23 protein-coding genes are annotated in these 25,146 nt (G+C 38.5%); 5 read left to right on the plus strand and 18 right to left on the minus strand.

Translation table 11 applies throughout. The features are described 5' to 3' along the window. The first annotated feature begins 47 nt into the window (after nt 1-47). Nucleotides 48-2,279 (plus strand): formate C-acetyltransferase, encoded by a 2,232-nt coding sequence (pflB, locus tag CFT42_RS01955; RefSeq protein WP_088808919.1) that lies wholly within the window; start codon nt 48-50, stop codon nt 2,277-2,279. Nucleotides 2,280-2,365: 86 nt separating this feature from the next. Then, on the plus strand, nt 2,366-3,112 hold the full coding sequence (pflA, locus tag CFT42_RS01960) for a pyruvate formate-lyase-activating protein (RefSeq protein WP_088815257.1): 747 nt from the start codon (nt 2,366-2,368) through the stop codon (nt 3,110-3,112). Between the two features lie 25 nt (nt 3,113-3,137). Here pflA and CFT42_RS01965 read toward each other — a convergent pair whose 3' ends face one another. Further along, the gene (locus tag CFT42_RS01965) at nt 3,138-3,635 is read right to left on the minus strand and encodes a PadR family transcriptional regulator (protein WP_341864823.1); all 498 of its coding nucleotides are present in this window, start codon (nt 3,633-3,635) and stop codon (nt 3,138-3,140) included. Nucleotides 3,636-3,839: 204 nt separating this feature from the next. Between CFT42_RS01965 and CFT42_RS01970 the strand changes: the two genes are divergently transcribed. Next, nucleotides 3,840-5,015 (plus strand): MFS transporter, encoded by a 1,176-nt coding sequence (locus tag CFT42_RS01970; protein WP_088815259.1) that lies wholly within the window; start codon nt 3,840-3,842, stop codon nt 5,013-5,015. Nucleotides 5,016-5,228: 213 nt separating this feature from the next. On the opposite strand, the gene CFT42_RS01975 is transcribed toward CFT42_RS01970, so the two are convergent. The 13 genes from CFT42_RS01975 to murB form a co-directional block, all read right to left on the minus strand. Further along, entirely contained in the window at nt 5,229-6,515 is a 1,287-nt protein-coding gene (locus tag CFT42_RS01975) for a toxin Cry1Ac domain D-VI-related protein (protein WP_088815260.1), read from the minus strand. Nucleotides 6,516-6,814: 299 nt separating this feature from the next. Next, nucleotides 6,815-7,585 carry an ABC transporter permease gene (locus tag CFT42_RS01980; protein WP_088808944.1) on the minus strand — a complete coding sequence of 257 codons (771 nt, stop codon included), beginning with the start codon at nt 7,583-7,585 and terminating at the stop codon, nt 6,815-6,817. Beyond that, nucleotides 7,578-8,513: an ABC transporter ATP-binding protein gene (locus tag CFT42_RS01985; RefSeq protein ID WP_088808945.1), complete on the minus strand. Its 936-nt coding sequence runs from the start codon at nt 8,511-8,513 to the stop codon at nt 7,578-7,580. Before CFT42_RS01985 ends, CFT42_RS01980 begins: the two co-directional genes overlap by 8 nt. Before the next feature lie 363 nt (nt 8,514-8,876). Further along, entirely contained in the window at nt 8,877-10,574 is a 1,698-nt protein-coding gene (locus CFT42_RS01990) for an aryl-sulfate sulfotransferase (protein ID WP_088815261.1), read from the minus strand. 126 nt (nt 10,575-10,700) lie between these two features. After that, nucleotides 10,701-11,462 (minus strand): ABC transporter permease, encoded by a 762-nt coding sequence (locus tag CFT42_RS01995; protein WP_088808947.1) that lies wholly within the window; start codon nt 11,460-11,462, stop codon nt 10,701-10,703. Between the two features lie 6 nt (nt 11,463-11,468). After that, the gene (locus CFT42_RS02000; RefSeq protein WP_244169915.1) at nt 11,469-12,380 is read right to left on the minus strand and encodes an ABC transporter ATP-binding protein; all 912 of its coding nucleotides are present in this window, start codon (nt 12,378-12,380) and stop codon (nt 11,469-11,471) included. 12 nt (nt 12,381-12,392) lie between these two features. Further along, nucleotides 12,393-12,716, minus strand: a complete 324-nt coding sequence (locus CFT42_RS02005; protein ID WP_088815262.1) for a DUF1048 domain-containing protein — start codon at nt 12,714-12,716, stop codon at nt 12,393-12,395. After that, nucleotides 12,713-13,042, minus strand: coding sequence for a PadR family transcriptional regulator (locus CFT42_RS02010; protein WP_088808950.1), 330 nt, complete (start codon nt 13,040-13,042; stop codon nt 12,713-12,715). The genes CFT42_RS02005 and CFT42_RS02010 overlap by 4 nt, the downstream gene beginning before the upstream one ends. A gap of 161 nt (nt 13,043-13,203) precedes the next feature. Next, nucleotides 13,204-13,800 carry a VanZ family protein gene (locus CFT42_RS02015; RefSeq protein ID WP_088808951.1) on the minus strand — a complete coding sequence of 199 codons (597 nt, stop codon included), beginning with the start codon at nt 13,798-13,800 and terminating at the stop codon, nt 13,204-13,206. Nucleotides 13,801-13,881: 81 nt separating this feature from the next. Continuing rightward, nucleotides 13,882-15,114, minus strand: a complete 1,233-nt coding sequence (locus CFT42_RS02020) for an MFS transporter (protein WP_088815263.1) — start codon at nt 15,112-15,114, stop codon at nt 13,882-13,884. Nucleotides 15,115-15,118: 4 nt separating this feature from the next. Beyond that, on the minus strand, nt 15,119-16,396 hold the full coding sequence (locus CFT42_RS02025; protein WP_088815264.1) for an alkaline phosphatase family protein: 1,278 nt from the start codon (nt 16,394-16,396) through the stop codon (nt 15,119-15,121). A gap of 63 nt (nt 16,397-16,459) precedes the next feature. Next, nucleotides 16,460-17,503 (minus strand): AI-2E family transporter, encoded by a 1,044-nt coding sequence (locus CFT42_RS02030; RefSeq protein WP_255378412.1) that lies wholly within the window; start codon nt 17,501-17,503, stop codon nt 16,460-16,462. Between the two features lie 97 nt (nt 17,504-17,600). Further along, a complete protein-coding gene (gene murB, locus CFT42_RS02035) occupies nt 17,601-18,506 on the minus strand; it encodes a UDP-N-acetylmuramate dehydrogenase (RefSeq protein WP_088808955.1) in 906 nt (301 codons plus the stop codon). A 160-nt stretch (nt 18,507-18,666) separates the two neighbouring features. On the opposite strand from murB, the gene CFT42_RS02040 reads away from it, so the two are divergent. Further along, on the plus strand, nt 18,667-19,644 hold the full coding sequence (locus CFT42_RS02040; protein WP_088808956.1) for an ABC transporter ATP-binding protein: 978 nt from the start codon (nt 18,667-18,669) through the stop codon (nt 19,642-19,644). Continuing rightward, complete coding sequence (locus tag CFT42_RS02045; RefSeq protein ID WP_088815266.1) at nt 19,641-21,158, plus strand: ABC transporter permease/substrate-binding protein; 1,518 nt, start codon at nt 19,641-19,643, stop codon at nt 21,156-21,158. Before CFT42_RS02040 ends, CFT42_RS02045 begins: the two co-directional genes overlap by 4 nt. A 44-nt stretch (nt 21,159-21,202) precedes the next feature. Here the strand turns inward: CFT42_RS02045 and CFT42_RS02050 are convergent, their stop codons facing one another. The 4 genes from CFT42_RS02050 to CFT42_RS02065 form a co-directional block, all read right to left on the minus strand. Beyond that, complete coding sequence (locus CFT42_RS02050) at nt 21,203-22,036, minus strand: hypothetical protein (RefSeq protein WP_088808958.1); 834 nt, start codon at nt 22,034-22,036, stop codon at nt 21,203-21,205. A 119-nt stretch (nt 22,037-22,155) separates the two neighbouring features. Next, entirely contained in the window at nt 22,156-23,487 is a 1,332-nt protein-coding gene (locus tag CFT42_RS02055) for an Nramp family divalent metal transporter (protein WP_088808959.1), read from the minus strand. A gap of 65 nt (nt 23,488-23,552) precedes the next feature. After that, nucleotides 23,553-24,224 (minus strand): ABC transporter permease, encoded by a 672-nt coding sequence (locus CFT42_RS02060; RefSeq protein ID WP_088808960.1) that lies wholly within the window; start codon nt 24,222-24,224, stop codon nt 23,553-23,555. Beyond that, nucleotides 24,221-25,144, minus strand: a complete 924-nt coding sequence (locus CFT42_RS02065) for an osmoprotectant ABC transporter substrate-binding protein (RefSeq protein WP_088808961.1) — start codon at nt 25,142-25,144, stop codon at nt 24,221-24,223. The genes CFT42_RS02060 and CFT42_RS02065 overlap by 4 nt, the downstream gene beginning before the upstream one ends. Between the last annotated feature and the right edge of the window lie 2 nt (nt 25,145-25,146).

Below are 25,146 nucleotides of genomic sequence, written 5' to 3' on the forward strand. Positions count from 1 at the left end.
ACTAACAAACGCTCGAAGATGAGCAAAATAACAGGAGGGTTTCCATAATGACTGAACAATGGTATGAATTTACTGGTGGTAACTGGCAAGAAGAAGTAGACGTACGAGATTTCATTTTGAAAAACTATCGCTTATATGAAGGGGACGACAGCTTTTTAGTTGGCCCAACAGACGCAACAAACAAGTTATGGGATCAAGTTATGGACTTAACAAAGCAAGAACGTGAAAACGGCGGCGTTTTGGATATGGATACAAAAATCGTATCGACCATCACTTCACATGACCCAGGATACTTAAACAAAGACTTAGAAAAAGTTGTTGGTTTCCAAACGGACAAACCATTTAAACGTGGTTTACAACCATTCGGTGGTATCCGTATGGCGGAAGTAGCTGCAGAATCTTATGGCTTTAAAGTTGATGAAGAAATCAGCCATATTTTCTCAGAATATCGTAAAACACATAACCAAGGTGTATTTGATGCTTACACTGCTGAAATGCGTGCTGCTCGTAAATCTGGGGTTATTACTGGTTTACCAGATGCTTATGGCCGTGGTCGTATTATCGGGGACTATCGTCGCGTAGCTCTTTACGGCGTTGACTACTTAATTAGCCAAAAGAAACAAGATTTAAATAACACAGGTCTTCGCACTATGAGCGATGATATCATTCGTTTACGCGAAGAAATCAACGAACAAATTCGTGCTCTTCAAGAACTTAAAGTTTTAGGGGAAAAACACGGTTTTGATATTTCTAAGCCAGCAAAAACTGCTCAAGAAGCGTTCCAATGGTTATACCTGGGCTATCTAGCAGCAATTAAAGAACAAAATGGTGCGGCAATGAGTTTAGGACGTACTTCTACATTCCTAGACATCTATGTAGAGCGTGATTTGCGCAACGGCGTTCTTACTGAAGAAGAAGCACAAGAAATTGTGGATCACTTCATCATGAAACTTCGTCTTGTTAAATTTGCTCGTACACCTGACTATAATGACTTATTCTCTGGAGATCCTACTTGGGTAACTGAATCCATCGCCGGAATTAGCGAAGATGGTTTACCGCTTGTAACGAAAAACTCTTTCCGTTTCTTGCATACATTAGACAACTTAGGACCAGCTCCAGAACCAAACTTAACTGTACTTTGGTCTACTGAACTTCCATCAGGATTTAAAAAATTCTGTGCAAAAATGTCGATTAAAACATCTGCTATTCAATATGAAAATGACGATGTTATGCGTCCTAAATGGGGCGACGACTATGCAATCGCATGTTGTGTATCTGCCATGCGTGTTGGTAAACAAATGCAATTCTTTGGCGCTCGTGCGAACTTAGCGAAAACATTGCTATACGCAATTAACGGTGGCGTTGATGAAAAATCAAAAGCACAAGTTGGCCCAGCTTTCCGTCCAATCGAGAGCGATGTTCTTGAATACGACGAAGTAATGGAAAAATATGATGCGATGATGGAATGGATTGCAGAACTTTACCTTAATACATTAAATGTTATTCACTATATGCATGACAAATATTCTTATGAACGCATTGAAATGGCCTTACATGATACACATGTCTTACGTACAATGGCAACTGGCATTGCCGGCTTATCTGTTGCAGCTGACTCACTTTCTGCAATTAAATATGCTAAAGTAACGCCAATTCGTGACGAAGATGGTATCGTAACAGATTACCAAATCGAAGGTGAATACCCTAAATATGGTAACAATGATGACCGTGTAGATGAAATTGCAGTTGACTTACTAAAACGCTTCATGACAAAAGTTAAAAAACACAAAACTTACCGTGATTCTGTTCATACAACTTCTGTTCTTACAATCACTTCGAACGTTGTTTATGGTAAGAAAACTGGTAATACACCAGACGGACGTCGTGCTGGCGAACCATTTGCACCTGGTGCGAACCCAATGCACGGACGCGACACTAAAGGAGCACTTGCTTCCCTTTCTTCCGTAGCAAAATTACCATATGAATATGGTCAAGATGGTATTTCTAACACATTCTCTATCGTACCAAAAGCACTAGGTCGCGAAGATGAATCTCAAATTAATAACTTAGTTGCGATGTTAGACGGTTATTCTAGTAAAATGGGGCATCATTTAAACATCAACGTATTCAATCGTGATACGTTAATGGATGCAATGGATCACCCAGAAAAATATCCGCAATTAACCATTCGTGTTTCTGGATACGCAGTTAACTTCATCAAACTTACTCGTGAACAACAACTAGACGTTATCCACCGTACAATGCACGAAAGCATGTAATTAAAACATTAGATTTCAAAAAAGGGGATGCTAGGCGAGAAGCAGCATCCCCCTTTTTAAAGCCAATCGAAAGGAAGAGGTTAGTAATGTCAGAAGTAATGGGACGCGTACATTCAGTTGAATCAATGGGGACGGTTGACGGTCCGGGAATCCGTTTTATTGTTTTTATGCAGGGGTGTTTGCTGCGTTGCCAGTTCTGTCACAACCCCGATACTTGGAAAATTGGCACAGGCACAGAACGTTCCGCACAAGACGTGTTTGATGAGGCCATTAAATACCGTGAATTTTGGGAGGCTTCAGACGGCGGTGTTACTGTGAGTGGTGGTGAACCACTTCTGCAAATTGATTTCTTGATTGAGTTCTTTACTTTATGTAAAAAAGCTGGGATTCATACGACCATCGATAGTTGTGGTGGTTGTTTCACACGAGAACCCGAATTCATTGAAAAGTTAGACCGGCTCATGGAAGTGACCGATTTAATCTTGCTTGACATCAAACAAATGAATCCTGAGAAGCACTTAAAACTTACAACGAAACCCAATGCCCCCATTTTAGATTTTGCGCATTATTTACGCGATAAAAATCAACCCATATGGGTGCGCCACGTCTTAATCCCAACAAAAACAGATGATCCTGCTGATTTAACTTCTTTACGCGACTTTATCGATACGTTGCCAAACGTAAAACGCGTTGAAGTGTTGGCATATCACACGATGGGCGTCTATAAATGGAAAGAACTTGGTATTCGTTATCCGCTTGAAGGAATTGAACCACCTGATGAGGAAACGATTAAAATGGCCAATGAGATTTTAAAAACGGCCACATACGCATAAAAAATAAGCCTTCGCTATAGGAGGCTTATTTTTTATGTTTTAAAATATCCCGGCACCAATCGATTTCAGCGCGAATTAAGTCGCGTTTTCGCAAATAAATTTGGTAGGACATGTTATTTACAAAATCATTTTTTGTGGCTAATCCTAAAAGTTGCTCGAAATGGACTAAACTATCTTCTGTCAATCGCAGTTGGCCCTCTAAATAGGTCATGCGTTCTTCTAAAAGAATTGCCGTTCGTTCAGGGTTCAGCCAATCCAGTTGCAGTTTAATAATAAATTCATCACGCGTCACTGGTATTTTAAGTGCCGTTTCGGACCATTCTTTTAATAAAAAAATGCCGTTTTCTGTGATGGCGTAAATCTTTTTATTTGGTTTACCTTCTTGCAGCTGCGTGTGAACGGTCAAATAGCCTTCATCTTCGAGCCTTGCGAGCATTGGGTAAATCTGACTGTGATTTGTATTTTGCATGATGCGCAGGCGATTAGCGAGGTCATAGCCGCTTGAAGCTTCACGGGCAATCATCTCAAGCAAAGTATAGCCGAGCAAATTAATGTTTGACTTCACAAAATTTACTTCCTTTCTCGTAGCTTTCTTCTTGCTCATTGTAATCTATTTCGCAGATTTGTGCAAAGAATTCGCCAAAAATAACATATGTAAATATTGACATATAAATAAAATAGCGATACACTAATAAAGTCGAAAAAAATAGAAAGAAGTTGAACGAACATGTTAACTGAACAACAGAAAAATACTGGTAAGTGGATTACTTTTGCGGCTTCGCTACTTGCCTTCATGGGGATCGGCATTGTCGATCCAATTTTACCGAGTATCGCTTCAAGTATTGGTGCCACACATTCACAAGTTGAAATGCTGTTTACAGCCTATATTTTCACAATGGCCATCATGATGATTCCAATCGGGATTATTGCCAGTAAAGTAGGAGATAAGAAGCTCATAGTTGGTGGTCTTTTCTTAGTAACAATTTTTGCACTCTTATGTAGTTTTTCAAATAGCATTGGTGCTTTATCCATTTTTAGGGCAGGGTGGGGATTCGGAAATTCGATGTTTCTAGCGACCGCTATGACGCTTTTAATTTCACTTTCTCATACAACCTCACACGCCATTGGCTTATATGAATCGGCGATGGGGCTCGGAATGGCATTTGGTCCATTGCTTGGTGGTGTTTTAGGGAATCTTTCATGGCGTTATCCATTTTTAGCAACAGCTATTTTAATTTTCATCGCATGTTTGCTCATTTTATTTAAAGTAAAAGCGCCAAAAAACACTACAGCCACGGTCGATAAAAAGCAAGTTCCAATTAAGCAAATGTTGCATTTGTTTACCTATAAACCATTCCTACAAATTTCGTTAAGTGGGATGTTCTATTATTATTGTTTCTTTACGATTCTCGCTTTTTCACCACTTGTCCTTGGATTATCTGCAATCAAAATTGGTTTTGTCTTTTTCGCCTGGGGTTTATGCCTTGCATTTGGCTCCGCCAAAGTTGCGCACGATTTAGAATCCAAATACAACTCTAAAACCATATTAAAGTTCACATTAATAGCCTGTGCGATCATCTTAATTTTATTAGGCCTTATTAACATTCTATGGGTTAGAATCGTCTTAATCGTCATCTCAGGCTTAATTTTAGGAATAAACAACGCATTGTTTACCACAACCGTTATAGAACATTCACCATATGCACGTAGCGTAACAAGTGGTGCATATAATTTTATTCGCTGGTTAGGCGCTGCATTTGCGCCGCTATGTTCAGGCATCATTAGCGAAGCATTCGGAACAAGTTATCCATTTTTAATTGCTGCCGTTTTAGCAATTGTTGGCATGGGCATTTTATTTTTGAAAGTACAACCTGTAGAACATGCCGTTGAAGCAATGGAATAAACAGTAAAAAACGTTTTCTTTTTAGAAGGCGTTTTTGTTTACAATAATTTGATACTTCCTATAATATATGTTATGTAAACTAGAAAACTTGATATTAAAAGCTTGGAATGGTTATCTTTTTTCATTACCTGAAAATGATACACCACTCCAAGCCTATATGATAAGTCATGCTGAACATCTTATTTGATTAAAAAGTAAAAATAAATTTGTACTTCAATACTGCAATAATTCTTGCTCACTAGTTACGTTTACGATATAAGCGCCGCTATGCAATTTTTGTAAAACTGTTGCCATTTGACTTGTTGGTATAGCGACACAGCCAGCAGTTGGCGCACCATTGCTACAATGCAAGAAAAAACCTGATCCTGCGCCTTTTGTTCGGCTTGTATTATAGTTAATCACAACGCCATAACGATATTGCGCCGGATAGCTTGCCATATGTTCATCAGCATTGCTAGATGAATTTCGTTCTTGCCAAGTGTTGTACTGATTATCCTTTACATTTGAAATCCAGTAACTTTGATTGGTAATTTGTCTGAATGCTAAAGATGTACCCGGATTGCTTGTTCCAAAAGCAAAACCAAGGGAGTAAGCCCCTTTAGGTGTCCTGCTATGGTATTCATCCGCAGAACCAACGCCTTGCGAACCGACTTGGCCATAAGTAGAAAATACTTGCTTCCATGTTTCGCCTGATTTTTCCCAAAATTTCACATTTGCACTCGTTCCACTGGCTACGACAGTAATAATCTGATTCGTTTGTGAAGCAAGCTTCATTTTTGCAACAGTCGGTATGTTCGTGCTTGATGCTGATGGTGCACCGGAAGAATTATTGGAATTCGATTTACTTGATTTCGATTCCGGACTTTCTTGGACACTTGTAGCAGACTCTTTGGCCGAAGATTGAACATCATTCGAATTTTTGTCTGCCTGGCTTTCAGCTGAACTACTTGTAGCTGCTTTTTGCAATTCTTCGTTCCGAATAAGTAAATCATACGCTTTTTGTACATCTGCCAGCTGTTCTTTTTTTGATTTAGTCTGTAAAGTCCCATTAGTCACAGCTTTTTTCACACTATTAATGTCTTCACGAGTTACATTTTGCGCTAATGTTTTCTTCTGCTCATTTGAAAATAACGCATTCACTTTCAATTGGTTTGCAGAAATCTGGCTGACAAACTTATCTACGCGAGTTAATTTTCCTTTTAAATTGGCTTTCATTTTTTTATTAGCCAATTGTTGCACAAGTTGTTCAGCCTTCGTTTTAAGATCTTCGGAATACGTGTCACTCAATAACTCTTCAGTTTCAGATGCAAATAAGCGTTCCACTGCAGAAGTCGCATTTTTTTCTAATGCCATTTCTTGCTCCAATGCCACTTTTCTTGCCTCTTCTTTTTCTTCTACTGCCTGCACAGCTTCTTGATGTTTTACTAATACAACTGAAACTAAAACAACTAGCATCAAAAAGCCGCTAACAACGAACCAGATTATCTTCTTCCCCTTCATTCTTTCAACTCCTCACCTAATATGTAAATTATTCCACTAATACTTATAAATAAAACAAATTATTTAATGTAACAATAGAAAAACCGACTTCTAATGTAAGAAGTCGGTTTTTCGTGACAGAAATGAGTTGGTAACTGTCTTGCAACGCCTGGTGAATACTTATATAATAGCATATTTTATATCGTAAAAGCTGTGAACAAAATACGAAAATTGCACATTAATTAGGTATAAAAATGGGTGTTTTACACATGAACTAATAAAGAGCATCTAGAATTGCTTTTCTAGATGCTCCAAATTGTTTAACTTCGCAACCCGCGCCCTTTTTCAATCAAATACCAGCAAATCGAGTAAAGCACGGCGATAAAGAGCACAAGAATGCCCACTGAAACCCAAAGTGATACATCGGTTTTTCCAAGAAAACCATATCTAAATCCTGAAATCATGTAAACAATGGGATTGATTTTTGAAACTGCTTGCCAAAACGGTGGTAACATAGCAACGGAATAAAATACCCCGCCAAGATACGTTAATGGCTGCAAGACGAAGGTTGGTACAATAGATACATCATCAAAAGATTGAGCGAAAATACCATTTAATAAGCCTGCCAATGAGAATAAAATAACCGTCATCAGAAGTGAAATGATAATAATAGACCAAGAATACACTTGTAAAGGTACGAAGAAAAGGGAAATCATGGTAACGAGTGCGCTCACGAGGATGCTTCGCCCTAAGCCGCCAATGACAAAGCCCCAAATGATAACATGTGTGGGCACTGGCGCGATTAGCAATTCTTCAATATTTTTTTGAAATTTTTGTGAGAAAAAGGAAGATGACACGTTTGAATAGGAACTTGTGATGGCTGACATCATGATTAGGCCAGGCACGATAAATTCCATGTAGGAGAATCCCCCCATCTCCCCGATTCTTCCACCGATTAAATTGCCGAAAATGACAAAGTAAAGCGATGTCGTAATGACTGGTGGTACTAAGGTTTGCACCCAAATACGCATATAACGGTTCGTTTCTTTTACGGCTAAGCTTTTTAAGGCTGTATAATATAGATTAAACATGTTTCTCCTCCACTCGGTGCTCTTCTTCTGTGATTTTCAAAAACAGTTCTTCCAAGCGATTGGATTTATTTCGCATCGAAAGAACATTTATCCCTTGTTTCGAGAGCTGTTCAAATATTTCGTTGATTCCTTGATTGCGTTCCACTTCAACAGCGAGTGTTAACTCGTCTTCGAAAAAACTTTTATAGCCAGCAATTTCAGGCTTTTTATCATAAGGTGCCAGATCAAAAAGGAACGTTTCAAATTGGAGTTTCGCGAGTAGCGATTTCATGCTGGTGTTCTCGATTAGTTCGCCTGTCTGAATAATCCCGATGTTACGGCAAAGCATCTCTGCTTCTTCCAAATAGTGTGTCGTTAAAATAATCGTTGTTCCCTGCTCGTTCAGCTCTTTCAGGAACTTCCACATCTCACGTCGAAGTTCGATATCCACACCGGCAGTTGGTTCATCTAAAATAAGCAAGCGAGGCTCATGCATGAGTGCACGGGCAATCATTAGGCGACGTTTCATACCACCTGATAACATACGGGCGCGTACATTGCGTTTTTCCCATAAATCGGATTGTTTTAAATATTTTTCACTACGTTTAAGCGCTTCTTTGCGGGAAACTCCGTAGTAACCAGCTTGGTTTACGACAATTTGTTGCACCGTTTCAAACGGATTAAAGTTGAATTCCTGTGGAACTAGACCGATTTGTTGCTTGGCACGAACTAATTCTGTATCTAAATCATAACCGAATACATTCACTTTGCCTGATGATTTGTTGACAAGTGATGTAATAATCCCAATTGTTGTTGATTTTCCGGCACCATTTGGACCTAGTAGAGCGTAAAAATCACCTTCTTCTACAACTAAATTAATTCCACGTAAAGCTTCTACGCCAGTTGCGTATACTTTTCTTAAGTCTTTTATTTCAAGTGCATGTGTCATTTAGTGTTGATCTCTCCTTATTTTAAACAGCTCGCCCTGTTTTGGGCACTTTGCTATTATACCACATCATTTACGTAATTTTACAATAATGGAACCCCAAAAAGAGCCCCTTCCAAAAGGCTCTCTTTGAGTTTGTTTTCATCATCCCAAAAGATGATAAATTGATTCACCGTGATGTTGATGAATCATGTTCACTATATCACAAATTAAGTGTCAAAAACGTAAACTTCCCCAGAAACCCCATTTTTCGTCTTAAACGACCACATATACAGTGAATTTATACACTTTTTATGTATTTTTCTGAAAAGTAATTGCTAAAAAGCGTATGACTCTCGATTAACGACAGTCATACGCTTGCTTAGTTTATTTAAAATAAAATCCTTTAAAATCATACTTATACACGCGATAAGAGGTTACTCCGTTTCCGCTTAATTGATAAGTACGAATAACTTGATGATTTTTGTCATATTCAGTAAATATACCTTGTAATCCTGGATTCACGAGTAGATTATCCCCCATTTCTTGAACGCTACTCACAAAGGCAGAGTACGGGACTTCTAATGAGTCGACCAGTTCATACGTGCCTTTATTCTCGTCAACTAAATATTTAGAATAGCGACTGTAATCACCATCAGTACTTTGGTCAGAGAAGCTATCAGGATATGCCGACCAATCGAAATTTGTTCGGGAATCCATTATTTTTGAATTATTGTTAAACATATATAAATAATACTGCCCCTCTTCCAATGTGGCATCTTCAACATATGTCACCGAATGTTGACCGAGTTGTGAAACAAAATCGCTTTCTTTTTCCAGTACAAAGTTAGAATAATTCCCTACACCTTTCCACACACTTTCATCTGAAATAAAGTAATCGATTGACAAGGCGTCCTCGATATTACTGAGCTTCATAATTGTAGAAGTTTCTCGTGAGCTAACAATAATGCTACCATCTTCAACATATTGAATTGTATTTAAATGAATGGGATCCCATTTACCTGCATAGCTTGTGATAGTCTCAATTCCGGTTGCCAGTTGGTATAAATCAGGTAGCAACGCTTTAAAATCAGCAATTTGTTTGACCTTACCTGTTTTAGTGTTGATTTGAACAATTCTGTCCTCTACCAAATTGTCTTTTTCTTCTGCTTCTTCACTTGTTGCAAGCGCTAATAAATTGCCTTCTTTATCCAAAGTAAAGTCGTGGTGTAAGTTATAGCCCGCGCTTCCTACATCATAAACTTGTTCAACTTGCCCTAACTGATTAATTCGAGCGATTTTTTCTGCTGAAATTCCGTAATACATGGACTGCTCATTAAAAACAAAACGCATAGAGTTGTAAGAAAGAATGGGATATTCGCCTCTTATGATACCGTCGTTATCCACTAAGTAAGTGGCTCTTTGTGATACATTTTTATCACCAAACACCGTGTACAAACCGCTTGTTAAGGCTTTTTCGCTTGTCCCATCAGTGACTTTTAATGTGTTTTTATCTTTACTTACTAATTTTGGAGGTGTATAGGTTAATGTTTTTGCCGTTTCATTTCCCTCCGTATCTGTTACTGTTAAGGTAATGGTATTTTTAACACCTGCTACAAAGCCAATCGCTTGGAATTCATGTTTTGTTTCGTATTCATTTTCTGAACTATTTGCCTCTCCTGCAAAATCGGGATAACCTGCTGCAGATATTTGGTAACTTACTTTACTGACTTTCTCAGTTTCAAAATATATGTATACACTCGTTGTATTCGTTAAATACGGATTTGATAATGCTAAAATTTGAGGGAATTTATAGTGACCTGCTGCTTTTTTTGCTGCAATTAATTGAGCAATTTGTGCTTGTTTATCCGTATTGAAAATATCTTGATAGGCGTTTATTCCGATATTACTATAATCAAGTACTTCTACATCTTTTGAAGTTGCAACCGATAAACTAAATTTTGTTTTTTTATCTTCATTTTGATCAGCTTCTGCTTTAAGACTTTGGGAAAAGAGATAGGCGCAAACGATGCTACTTAGCCCTATTAACATGATAATTGTCCAAATAAGCGATTTTTTCCTCATTACAATTCCTCCTTGCCACTTCAGTATTTTTAGCTTAGCGTATAGATTTTAAAATTCTATGACAATATAGTTAATTTATTCATAAAAAAAACCATTCCAATTGGAATGGTTTTTCTCACGATTTAATTATACTTTCCGATAAACTCTCATACCTGCGATGTAAGAAATAACAAGTAAACCAGCAATCCAAGCAAGTGATAGCCAAGCATCGCTCGTAAGCGGCTGGGCGTTAAATAGGTCACGCAACGTCTGAATAATTGGTGTCATCGGCTGATTTTCTGCAAAAATCCGTACAAACTTGTTCATTCCTTCAACTGGAACGAATGCTGAACTAACGAATAAGAGCATTAAGATGACATAAGAGAATGCGCCTGCGCCTTCAATACTCCCTGCCATTAAGCCAAACGGGACTGAGAGCCATGTTAACATAAAAGCGAATAAAACAAGGAGTAAAATAATGAGTAGCCATTCTCCGAAGTTTGCATCTGAACGGAAACCAATTAGTAGTCCTACTAAAAGAACTGCTGCACAGGAAATCATCATAAAAATAACAGATGCTAACACGTGTCCACCTAAAACTGCTGACTTCGCGATTGGCATTGATTTAAAACGTTCAAACATTCCTGCCGATTTATCGAGATTTATTCGAAGCGATGTATAGGCTGAGCTTGACGCAATTGTAATAAGCAAAATCCCTGGCATAATGTAATCCACATAATCTTGATGGGATAAACCTTGAATCTGCACGGAACCACCGAAAATATATACCATACCTAGCATAATCATAATTGGCATAATCACAACTGTAATCATCGTATCAATACTACGTAAGTTGTGTTTAATAATGCGCCCTGATAGCGCGAAAATATCACTGAAATACTCTTTCATTATTGTTCACCCTTTCGTCAGTGTCACGAATACATCGTCAAGCGTAGGACGGATTGTCTCAAAATCAGTCGGCTCAAGGTGATGGTCGTTCAACACTTTTAAAATATTCAAAATAGTTGTCATTTCTTCAGTCAGTTCAATAGAAATTAGTTCAGGGGCAAGCACTTTTGGTTCGAAATCTATCAAAACTTCTTTTGCTTGCTTTAAATCCTCTGGGGAGAAAGTCAAATGTAGTCTGTTCTCACCCGCCAAGCGTTTCATTTCTTTAGGCGTTCCGGTTGCAATAATCTTTCCATCTTTCAAAAAGCCTATGGTGTCTGCCAATTGATCGGCTTCTTCCAAATATTGCGTCGTTAAGAAAATGGTTTTCCCACTACTTTGGAGTTCCCGAATTACTTTCCACAAATCAAGGCGGCTACTTGGATCAAGACCTGTTGTAGGTTCATCTAAAAATAAAATTTTAGCATCTCCTACTAAACTCATAGCCAAGTCGAGTCTTCGTTTCATTCCCCCTGAATACGTGGAAACAATTTTGTCTTTCGCATCTAACAAGCCAAATTGCTCTAAAAGGGAGAGTGCAACGGCTTTAGGATTTGAAACGTGTCGTAGCTTACCAATCAGTACTAAATTTTCTAGACCGCTTAATACCTCGTCAACACTTGCATGCTGGGCATTGTAACTAAACACTTTTTGTGCTTCGCGCGGGTCTTTATCAACTGGTAGTTGGTCAATTTCAACTTTCCCTCCGTCGCTATTTAAAAGCCCTGTCACAATTTTAAGCAATGTGCTTTTTCCAGCACCATTTGCACCAAGCAATGTATAAATACTACCTGCTTCTACTTGAATGCTCACATCTTCTAAAACTGTTTGTTTTTTGAAATTTTTCTTAATATTCCGAATATCGATAATAGGCATCATAGCCTCTCCTTTCTATTTAAGCGTTTTTCTAAGTGCATTCCGTTGTTTTTCCATCCAAGTTTCTTCTGGAAATTCATTTAATAAATTGTCTGCAAACTCTGCCAAATCATCACCAACAACATCGCGTACATCTAGCTGGTCCTCTACGGCACTTTCAAACATTTCAAGAACACTCGTTAAAATATCCATCATGCCTGAGCCTTTTGCGAAATTCCATAAATACGTTTGAATGCCCTCCATGACACGGCGATACTCAGTTGGTAAGGCATCAACACGTTTTTTATAAGCTTTATAGGCACGCTTTTCCTCGCGGTATTTTTTATACCAATTCATCATTTCGCTTCCCCTCCTTCTACCTCTACCATTTTAGCTGCAATAAAATCCCAACGTTTCCAAAAACTTGCTAATTCTTCTTTACCCGTATCATTTAACGTGTAAAACTTTCTAGCAGGTCCTACATCGGATTTTTTCTTTTCAACTTCTACAAGGCCTTTCTTTTCTACACGCATTAAAATCGTATACACAGTACCTTCGACAATTTCATCAAAACCTAAATCATTCAAATACTTAGTGATTTCATAACCGTATGTTTCTCCTTTAGAAATTTTCTGGAGGATCATGCCTTCTAAGACACCTTTTAACAGTTCTGTCAATCCTTTCATAAGGTCCACCTCTCTACTTTGTATTACTAGGTACAACTATATAGTAATACAAAGTAGTGGGTTAGTCAACACTTTTTGTTTAAATTTTTTTATAAAAAAGAGCGCTCTCACGAAAAAGGGGCTTCTTATGCCATTTATACGCAAAAAAAAAGCCAATAGTTTCATTGACTTTTTATGATTTTCTTTTTCATTGTCATAAATACTTTTAAACGAATTAATGAATATCCAGTCATAATGCCTAGCACATTTAAAAAGATATCCCCTGTATCAAAAAAACCGACGGCGAGTATAAATTGAGTGCTTTCGACTAACGTAATTAAGATGATGGCTGTTAGTAAAGTGCTAATAAAGTTCCATTTATAAAATAAAAAGCCGATTGGAATAAAAGCTAAAATATTCCCTGTCGTAATGACGCGTAAATTCCCTTCTAAAAATGGAAAAATAAAATCAAAAGTTTCAAAAGAAAAGCCTTGAACATGACTAGCTTTACCAAATAATAGGACAATCAAGCTAGCAAAATATAACATATAGGCTAAAATCGTTAACTTCTTATTAAATTTCCATTCGATCAGCTGTACGCCGATGAGATAAATAAAAAGTGCCGTTAGTCCAATCACGATGTAATCTACAAAACTATATATTTCCATAATGTGATGTAAGTAAAATAATAGCCAGCCTTTAAAATAATAGACGTAAAGATAAAGCGCTAGCGCTACGGAAACAAAAGGTAAGATTCCGATAGAAGCTATTTTTTTCATTTTGTTTCCTCCTAACTTGAATGGTTTATATTAGTATAGCGCTAACTTATAAACAATTCGTTAAAAGGATTTAAAGAAAATTTAAATTCGTTCCTCACGTACAAATAAAAATAAAATCCCACCAATTAAAAATAGTACGATTAAGCTGGCAACACCATAAGAGGTATTTCCAGTCAGTTGTGTGATGATACCCATTAGTGCAGGGCCAATGATTGCGGAGAATTTACCAAATATATTGTAGAAACCGTAAAATTCATTTGACCGCTCTTTTGGAATAATTTTCCCGAAAAAAGAACGACTCAGTGCTTGAATACCGCCTTGACTTGTTCCTACAAGCACTGCTAAAATCCAAAAATCAAGCGTTGTTTTCATGAACACTGCATAAACACAAATGATAAGGTAGACGAAAATGGCGACGAGAATCAACTTTTTCGCCCCAAAGTGCTTGGCTAAAAAGCCGTAAAAAATAGTGAACGGGAAAGCAATCAGTTGCGTGACCAACAAAATGATGATTAACGTTGTGTCCGTAATCCCTAAATCAATACCGTATGATGTCGCCATTCGAAAAATGGTATCCACACCATCAATATAAAAGAAGTAAGCGATTAGAAATAGCGCTATCGTGCGGTATTGGCTAATTTGCCGAAGTGTCGTAAATAAACGCTTAAAACTCGTGCGTACTGGATTTTTCACTCGCTCCAGAAAATGCTTTTGATGAACATTTCTAAAGAAAGGAACCGTAAAACCAAGCCACCAAATCGCTGTAAGTAGAAAACCGATGTTCACTAAAGCCACTTCGCTAATGGGCAGTATTCCTGTTGCTTTTAAAATGATAAAAATCACAAATGGAATCGAACTTCCCAAATAGCCAAACGCATAGCCTGCTGACGAAATCCGGTCCATCCGGTCATTCGTCGTCACATCAACTAAAAAACTATCATAAAAAATATTCGCGCCCGAAAAACCAATTAGAGATAGCGCATAAAGCCCAAGCAAAATAAGCCAGCCATCGTTTGGCACAAAAACGAATGAAACCGTACATAAAACCCCTAAAAGCGTAAAAATATTAAAGAATCTTTTTTTGAAAAACTGGTAATCCGCAATCGTCCCAAGAATCGGTGCCAAACAAGAAATGAGCAAAGTCCCAATTGAATTCGCATACCCCCAGTAAGCCGTTGACATATGATCGCTTACTCCAGCACTAGATGCTAAACTTTTAAAATAAATCGGCAAAATCGCCGTCGTAATCATAATGGAATAGGCGGAATTCGCCCAATCTTGAAGTATCCAACTTTTCTCCTCTTTTGTAAACATTCACTTATTCTCCCTCAAAAATGTCTGTGATGACTTGCCCTTCGACTTTTGGCATCTTAAAGCCCAAAATTCTTGCAAAGGTTGGCGCCTCGTCAATTAAACTGGCTTGCTCCACTTCTTTTCCGCGTTTTATTCCCGGACCGCTTAGAAGTAAAGTCGTTTCGTAATCTTTTTTCTGCGGGTGATACCCATGCACAGCGTTGTAGTAATCTGGCTGCCCGATTTTCTCTGGTGTCACTTCTTCAACGAGTGGGCCGTCGATGTTATCCATGAAATAACAGCCAGGAATCCCTTCTACCATAAATGTCGCTTCCGCGTCTGCACCTAAGCGAATGATTTCCGTTGAATTGTATACTTTCTCAATCCCTGGTAAACTTTGCAGTACTTCGAAAACTTGACTTTCAAGTTCTGGATTTTTTATGTAAATATAAGCAGATCCATCACAACTTTTCGCATATACTTGCCACGTCTCTATTTTATTGTCATTGCCAGCGCTAAGCCAGTTATACTCCGCGAACAAAATATTAAGGCGCAAAATCGTGTCGACGTCAATTTGATAGTGGTCACCTAAAACCGCAAAAACACTTTTTTCAAAAATACCAGCCTCTTTGGTAGCTTCAATGATTTCCCCTAATCGTTTATCGTGTCTTTGTAACGCTGATTTCGCCTCATCTGAAGTCACTCCGTAGCGATGCCGCATGCTGTCCATGTCAACAAAGTGCGCCATTAAAAGACCCGGTTTCTTCGTTTGAATCGTATCAATGACTGAAGCCGTTATGAAATCATCCAATTGCGGCTGTTCAATCCCATTTCGCAAATGACCGTATTTTTTATTCATATTTAAAAGAAAAAGTGGCGAGCTCCCCCAAAGAGAGACCATCACTTGATTTAACCAAAAACGATTTGGGAAAATTTCCGCGATGTTATAATCGATACCGCTATGTGCAGCAACAGGCCATAAAAAAGAAGCCGTCTTATATCCTTTCGCTTTCGCCAGTTCATATAATGTCGGAACTTTAATAGCATCTTTGTACCAATACCAATCAGGCGAAGCTTTATCAGGCTGAATTTTTGTATTATTTACAATGCCATGAGCGAGCGGATAATGCCCCGTTATAATTGAGGTATGAGCTGGATATGTAAGTGAAGGATAAACTGAGCGAACTTTTTTAACGTGAGCGCCTTGTTCCTTTATCTTTTTAAAATTTGGTAAACTTTCAATATCTTCCAAATCTTTTGCGCCTAAAGCATCAAAAGAAATTATAAACAAATGTCTATCCAATACTACGCACCTCTTTCTTTTCCCATTGTATCAAAAACAAATAAAAAAACCTAGACACATAGCCTAGGTTTTATCCGCTTTTTTCGGTTTCTTCTCAAGTAAATGTTCAGCTTGGTCGGTAACCCCTAATACGTCTAGGAAAAACATCACGACAGGAATCCCAACAATTAGTCCCCAAACGCCAAAGAAGTGCTCTCCAAAAATCAAAATGATGAATGTATAAAACACCGGTAAATCCGTTTTAGCAGACATTAATTTAGGGTTTAAAACGTAAGATTCAAGCGCATGAATAATCACAACCACAATTAAAATATAAAAGACGTATTGGAAACCACCAACTGTATAAGCAATAATGGTGAGCGGAATCATCGAAATAATGACACCGGCAACCGGAATTAAGCCCAATAAGAACACCATAATCGAAAGCGTTAATAGTTGTGGGAATCCCATAATCCATAAAGCAATTGTCGTCAGGACACAATTCACAACGGCAATCAAAAATTGTGCTTCAATCACCTTACCAAAAGTGCCAACAAATTTTGTACCAAAGTACTTTATCTCATCATACACGAACGAAATTTTACTGGTCGCAAATTGATTGGTGAAGGTGATTAATTGATCTTTTCCTAAAGAGAAAAACAGACTTAAAATAAGGGCAATGAATACGTTAAAGGCAACCACGCTTATATTCGTTAAATACGTGACAACCATTTGAACGCCTTGCTCTGTATATTTCATAATATCAATTTGATTCGCCATCGTAACGATATAGTTAATGAAATCATTGTTTGAATCCTGTGTAAAGAAAGTATTAGCAAATTTCACCAGTTGCCCAATTTGTTCGGTTAGAACTGGTATGTATTTGACTACAACAAATGTGAGCCCGAGCGCAATTAAGGCATATAAAATGAGCACAATAATTTGTCGGTAAATGGAAATCCGTTTTAAAATAAAGTTCTCTAGTCTTGTAATTAAGAATGAAAAGATGAATGTTAATAGGATAATATCCATCATACTGCGGAGCAAATACAAAACAAAAACGACTAACATAAAAACTAACACACGTCGCGTGCTTTTTTTGTTGAAAAAATCAAATAAACTTTCCAAATATAGTCCTCCCATACAATAGTAACAATCCCATTGTAACAAATAACTTCCCCGCAAACAGCCATCTTTTTAAAAGATACATCGCAAGTCTGACACTTTAATCTTCCCCAATGATTCGGACTTCTGTTTCTAAATCGACGTCAAAATTGCGTTTTACAGTTGCTTGTACGTGTTTGATGACCTTCATATAATCTGTCGCGGTTGCCTCGCCAACATTTACGATAAAGCCGGCATGCTTTTTAGAAACTTGTGCACCACCAATTTGAAACCCTTGCAACTGACTATCCTGAATAAGTTTACCGGCAAAATATCCTGGTGGCCGTTTAAATACGCTGCCACATGAAGGATACTCAAGTGGCTGTTTGGATTCACGTGCCTCGGTTAATTCGGCCATTTTCGTTTCAATTGGCTGTTTTTCCGAGAGCGCCAGTTTAAACTCAGCTTCAAGCACAATCAATTTCTTTTCTGCAATGGTACTATGGCGATATTTCGCCGCTAATTCTGAACGTTCTAAGTGGAGCAATTCGCCAGCCATTGTTAAAACTGTTGCGCCTTCTAAACAATCGCTAATTTCGCCACCATATGCCCCAGCATTCATATAAAGTGCACCGCCAACTGAACCAGGAATCCCGCAAGCAAATTCAAGTCCTGTCAGACTCTCATCGCGTGCAAAACGTGATACGTCAATTAATTTGGCACCGCTCCCCGCATAAATCGTTGTTTCCCGTCGCTCCACTTTATTTAATAAATCTAAATACAAGACGATACCTCGGATACCGCCATCTTTTACAATTAAATTCGAACCGTTACCTAAAATTGTGAGTGCCACATGTTCATCATGACAAAATTTCACAACGGTTTGCGCTTCTTCTTTTGTTTTTGGCATCACAAATAAATCTGCATGACCACCAGTTTTTGTATATGTATAGTTAGCAAGACTTTCCTGTTTTTTAATGATTAATTCTGGTAAGACTTCACTTAAATTTTTCGCTACTTTTTCCATTTTATAAACCTTCCATTCACGTTGTAAGTTTCACTTCTTCTATTTTACCACGAAGCCTGTTTTTTACAAAATAATGTAAAATAATTGTTTTTCATAAAAAAAAATGGTAAATTGTAGGAACAAATATTCGCTTTTTTGTTTTAAAAGATTGGAGGCCCTTATGATACGCTTTAAAGATGTCACTAAAAACTATACTGACGATAACGTTGCTGTTAATAAACTTAACTTAGATATAAAAGACGGTGAATTTTTTGTCTTCATTGGACCGAGTGGTTGTGGAAAAACAACAACACTTAAAATGATTAATCGTCTCATTCCACTTACTACTGGAACGATTTACATCGACGAAAAACGTATTAGTGACTACAATATTCATGAGCTTCGCTTTGATATTGGCTATGTATTACAACAAATTGCCCTTTTCCCGCATATGACGATTGCTGAAAATATCGCGATTGTACCAGAACTTAAAAAATGGGACAAAGAAAAGATTTATAACCGTACAACAGAACTACTTGAAATGGTTGGCCTTGATCCAGCATCTTATCGCGACCGTAAACCGAAAGAACTTTCAGGCGGCGAACAGCAGCGTGTTGGTGTTGTGCGAGCACTAGCAGCCGACCCCAGTATCATTTTAATGGATGAACCATTTAGCGCACTTGATCCTATCACTCGTCAAAAATTACAACAAGATATTTCTCTCCTTCAAAAGAAAATTAAAAAGACGATTGTTTTCGTGACACACGACATGCAAGAAGCTCTGGCACTTGGTGACCGAATTTGCCTCATGCAAGACGGAGAAATCGTTCAATGTGATACGCCGTCTAATATTCTCAAAAACCCGAAAAATGATTTTGTTAGACATTTCCTTGATTCTGGAAATATTGCGAAGCCTCATCTATTGCCTGAAAATAAAAAAGCCAAAGATATTATAGAGCTTTTAACTATAGAGGAAAAAAATACGCCAAATTTACCTGTTTTAAAAAGCGATGCGGCGATTAGCGAAATGATTGTGGCACTTTCAGGGAACAATGCGGTGCAAATTCAAAATGATGACGGGAAAACTTATGTTGTGACACATCAAGATTTGACGAAGTTTTTAGCTAGTCAATTAGAACAGGTTGGTGATGCGAAATGAATACGCTCATTAATACGTTCGTTGAAAGAAAAGATGTTCTTTGGACGGCGCTCGTTCAGCACATTCAAATTTCATTCATTTCCCTTTTCATTGCGGTTTTAATTGCCCTCCCGCTTGGCATCTACTTAACTCGACATAAGCGAATAGCTGAACCGATTATCCAAGTCGCGGCTATTTTTCAAACCATACCGTCTTTAGCTCTTCTTGGTCTTTTGATTCCGCTTGTTGGAATTGGGATTGTTCCAGCGATTATCGCGCTTGTTATTTATGCGCTTCTCCCGATTTTGCGAAATACATACACGGGGATCAATGAAGTCGACCCGGCTCTCGTTGAAGCATCGCGTGCAATGGGAATGAACAAATGGCGTCGCCTTTACAAAGTTCAGCTGCCGCTTGCCATGCCTGTTATTATGGCCGGCATTCGCACGGCGATGGTACTAATTATTGGAACCGCAACGCTTGCTGCGCTAATTGGTGCTGGTGGACTCGGGGATTTAATCCTGCTCGGAATCGACCGCAACAACAATAGTTTAATCTTGCTCGGAGCCATTCCCGCAGCGCTTCTCGCGATTTTATTTGATGTCCTCTTACGCTTCTTGGAAAAAGCCAGTTTCAGAAGTACAATTATAACGGTGTCTATCGGCGTCCTGCTGACTGCTGCCCTAATTATTGTCCCGCTCTTCACGACCGACAAAAAGGAAATTACCATTGCAGGTAAACTTGGTGCAGAGCCAGAAATACTCATCAATATGTATAAGCTAGTCATTGAAGATGAAACGGACTTAACGGTGAATTTAAAGCCAAATATGGGGAAAACCAGTTTCTTGTTTAACGCGCTTAAATCCGGCAATATCGATATCTATCCTGAGTTTACTGGCACCGTTTTAGAAACCTTTACAAACGACCCTGCTAAATCGCATGACGCGAATCAAGTGTACGAACAAGCACGGGACGGACTTGCTAAGCAATTTAACATGACTTACTTAAAACCGATGCAATACAACAATACGTATGCCCTCGCGGTATCAAATGATTTCGCGAAACAAAATGATTTGCAGAAAATTTCCGATTTACCTGGCGTCCAAAATCTTGTTAAAGCTGGTTTTACGTTGGAATTCAATGACCGTGATGATGGCTATAAAGGCATTCAAAAAACGTACGGCCTACAATTTGATAATGTCAAAACGATGGAACCAAAACTGCGCTACAATGCTATTTTAGCGAATGATATTAATTTGCTTGATGCGTATTCAACAGATAGTGAGCTCGCGCAGTATAAATTGAAAGTTTTAGAAGATGATAAACAATTTTTCCCGCCTTATCAAGGTGCTCCGCTAATGCTAACTAAAACGATTGAGAAGTACCCAGAAATTAGGGCGCCACTCAATAAGCTTGCTGGCAAAATTACGGATGCCGAAATGCGGAAAATGAACTATGAAGTTAATGTAAATGGAAAATCTGCCGAAGAAGTCGCACGTGCCTTTTTAATCAAAGAAAACATTCTTAAAAAATAAAAAAACGGATACTAAGAGCTCATTGCTTTTAGTATCCGTTTTTCTCATTCATTTCGAATAAGTTCTATGATTTTATTCGTATTTGGTTTATAGAAGCGACAATGTGCTTCGTATTCCATATTAAACTCTTGTGCACGTTTTGGCAGCGGGTTTGTTTTATCAATTAATAGCCCTTCTTCTACAAGTGGAAGTAGCGAAATAATTTGATCAAAGACTAAACCGCCATTTGTATCGCTTAAAACGGTTACCATTTTAGCAAGCGCTTTTCGTTCTTCAGAAGGGAGTTGTTTTTGATGGCTATGATACCATTTAGCAAGTGCCACCCGATTTTCTCTTGTTGCTTCTAAATAAATGGTTTGTGCATATGCAGCCTTCATGAAAGCAATCGATAAATCTTCTGCTGATTTCCAGTCTTCTGGTTTAATAAGCCCTTGTTCTTTAATTTTTTCATTAAGTAACGCAATATCTTCTTGATAAATATCCATTTTATGTTGCTGTTGTTTGTATACTTCAAGAGCCAAACTAAGTTGGTCGATTGTCGGCTGAAGTTCTTCTCCAAACAGAACGTTATTGTTTAAAATGAGTTGAGCTTGTTCAATTCGTTCGGCCACAATACTGTCCCGCTCTTTCACAATACTTGCCCGCTTTGTCAAATATTCAAAATAAAAATTGTACTTCTGTAATTTTTGAACAACCGCTAGAGCCTCTTCTCGGCTGGCTAATTCATCTTCACTTCTTAGCACTGTGATGCCGGAGATCTTTCCTAGTTTTGTAAAAATGACAACTTGAAATAATTGATCTTGTGCATCTATTTTATAAGGTAACACATGGTCTTGCTCTAAAAGTTTTTTCTGTGGTTTCAACATTTTGCTAGCCATTATAATCAACACCTTTACTACGCTTATTCTGATAATTTAATTATAACGAATCTAGGTGAAAAATTCGAGGGAAAATATTAAGATGTTTCTAATTTATAGTTTACATAATCTTATTATCGTTAAACAAATGTATGAATGAGGAGGTAAATATTCAGCAATGCAATGAAAATGGCCACTGTCCATGATAGTATTTGCAACCATTTGGCATTCACAAATACTCCCATTTTCTTTTTATTTCCTGTAAATAAAACGAGTGGGATAACAGCAAATGATAATTGCATAGATAAAATAACTTGGCTCAAAATGAGTAAATCATTGGTTCCTTCTATTCCGTAAAGCGCCGTTACTATGACGGCTGGAATAATGGCTAATAGTCTCGTAAGCAGTCTTCGTAGCCATGGTTTTAAACGTATATTCAGAAAGCCTTCCATCACAATTTGTCCTGCTAGCGTTCCTGTAAGCGTCGAATTTTGCCCAGATGCGAGTAGCGCCACTGCGAAAAGCGTACTCGCAATGCTGCTTCCAAGTGTTGGATCAAGCAATTTATATGCATCTTCTATCCCAGCAACTTCCCTATGCCCAGTATAATAAAACGCGGCCGCCGATAAAATTAAAATAGCGGCATTAATGAAAAGAGCCATTGTTAACGAAAAAGTAGAATCGATAAATGAAAATTTAATGGCTTCTTTCCGGCCTTTTAAGTTTCGTTCATACTGTCTTGTTTGCACAATAGAGGAATGTAAATAAAGATTATGCGGCATGACAGTTGCTCCTAGAATTCCAAGCGCGATATAGAGCATTGCTGGATTCGTAACGATTTCTTTTTGAGGGACAAACCCTTTCGCAACTGCGGCCATATCTGGATGGCTCATGATAAGTTCAATGCCAAAACAAACTAAAATGGTTACCATCAGCGTAATGACGATAATTTCGATGTATCTAAAACCACGATGTTGTAAGAGTAAAACAAGAAAGATGTCGAGCGATGTAATGCAGACGCCCCAAATGAGTGGAATCCCAAAAAGGAGATTTAATGCGATGGCACTCCCAATGACTTCTGCTATATCGGTTGCAATGATGGCTAATTCTGCTAAAATCCATAAAACGAATGACACGCCTTTTGGAAAGCTATCTCGTGAGGCTTGGGCTAAATCGCGGCCGGTGACAATGCCAAGTTTGGAGGCAAGTGACTGTAATAAAATCGCCATGAGGTTTGAAATGAGGATGACTGACAGGAGTGTGTAGCCAAACTCAGATCCGCCGGCAATGCTCGTTGCCCAGTTCCCTGGGTCTACGTAGCCGACGGCAATCAGTGCCCCTGGGCCCATAAACGCAAGAAGTTTTCTGAAAAAAGTGGCATTTTGAGGTACTTTAACGGTGTTGTTCACTTCGCTTAGTGACGAGTCTGATTCTTTGCGGCGCCAAGCTTGCTTTTCCTTTTTCAAAAGCATCCCTCCTCTTTTTGTACCAAAAAGGCAAATGTAGCTAGACGTACACCACATTTGCCAGTTTGTTTCTAAAGTGCTTCTGTAAGTTTTTTCTTTTTATTTTTAACAGGATTTAGCGAACGTTCGATAAATCCGAGTACGAGGTCGACGATGATAGCCATGAGCGCGGTTGGAATAGCGCCAGCCAAAATAATGGCTGTTCCATTGGTCGCATTTGTCCCCCGAACGATAATATCGCCTAGTCCCCCAGCGCCTACGAATGTTCCGATGGCTGCAACGCCAATCGCGATAACGAGTGCGTTACGAATGCCGGCCATAATGACGGAAAGTGCGAGTGGCAACTCAATCATGCGTAAAACTTGCCATTTTGTCATCCCCATGGCTTTGCCTGATTCGAGCAAAGCGCCATCTACATTTTGTATACCCGTATACGTATTTTTTAAAATAGGTAATAGTGAATATAAAAAGAGTGAGAGTACGACGGTGTTTGTGCCAAGTCCCATAATCAGCATTAAGACAGCGAGCATTGCAAGCGCTGGAATGGTTTGAATGATGTTCGCAATTTGAATGACCCAATTGGCAAGACGGCGTTTACGCGCGATATAGATGCCAAGTGGAATCGCCACGATACTTGCGAAAAGCACACCGTAGATGCTCATCAAAAAGTGTCGCCAAAAAGCTTCTGCCACATATGCCCCATTGGTCGCATAATAGTCGATTAATTGATTAAACGTATTCATTTGCCTTCATCCTCAAAATAGTTATTTTTTTGAAGAAACTCTTCTGCAACAACAGACGGTTCTTTCAATTTACCGTCAGCCTGATAGTTTAACTTCTGCATTTCTTCTGTCGAAATTTTTCCAACCAGTTTGTTTAAAGTTGTTTTAAGTTCTGGGTGTTCTTTTAAAATCTCGTCTGTAGCTACAGGTGACGCGTCATATGGCGGGAAGAATTTTTTGTCGTCCTCTAAAATCTTCAAATCATAGGTTGGAATCCGTCCATCTGTGGAGTAACCGAGCGCCACGTCCATCTGGTCATTTTTAAGCGCCGTATAAATCAAACCAATTTGCATCGGGAATATTTTTTTGAAGTCGATGTTGTATTCCTTTGAAAAAGCTTTATACCCGTCACCGGCACGTTCCATCCAAGAATTATCTACCCCAGCTGTAAGCTCGTTTTGAACCGGACGCATATCGCTAATCGTGTTTAAATTATATTTTTTAGCGGTGTCTTGTCGCACCATAAATGCGTATGTGTTCGCGAATCCATATGAATCGAACCAAGTTTGCTGAAATTTATCTTCGAAGCCTTTTTGAACTGCCGCAAGCGCTTTTTCTGGATCTTTAATCGGCTCTTCGCCAAGTGGGCCAACTAAATCCGTGCCCGTGTATCTTGTCGCGGTAATATCCACATCTCCGTTCATCATCGCCTGGTGTTGCACGACAGATGAGCCTAAATTATTTACCATTTCTACTTTTAAATCCGTGTCATGTTCAATCATTTGTTTCACGATATTTGCAACAATTTGCGATTCTGTTGTCGACATCGAACCAATTCGAATGGTATCGCTTGAACCCCCGCCTAAACCAGGTAATGAACAGCCTGTTAAAAGGACGAAAGACGCACATAAAACAGCTATTAAAGTTGTAATTTTTTTCATTT

Origin of the sequence: Listeria goaensis, assembly GCF_900186125.1 — a bacterium.
In the GTDB taxonomy this organism is placed as follows: Bacteria; Bacillota; Bacilli; order Lactobacillales; family Listeriaceae; genus Listeria; species Listeria goaensis.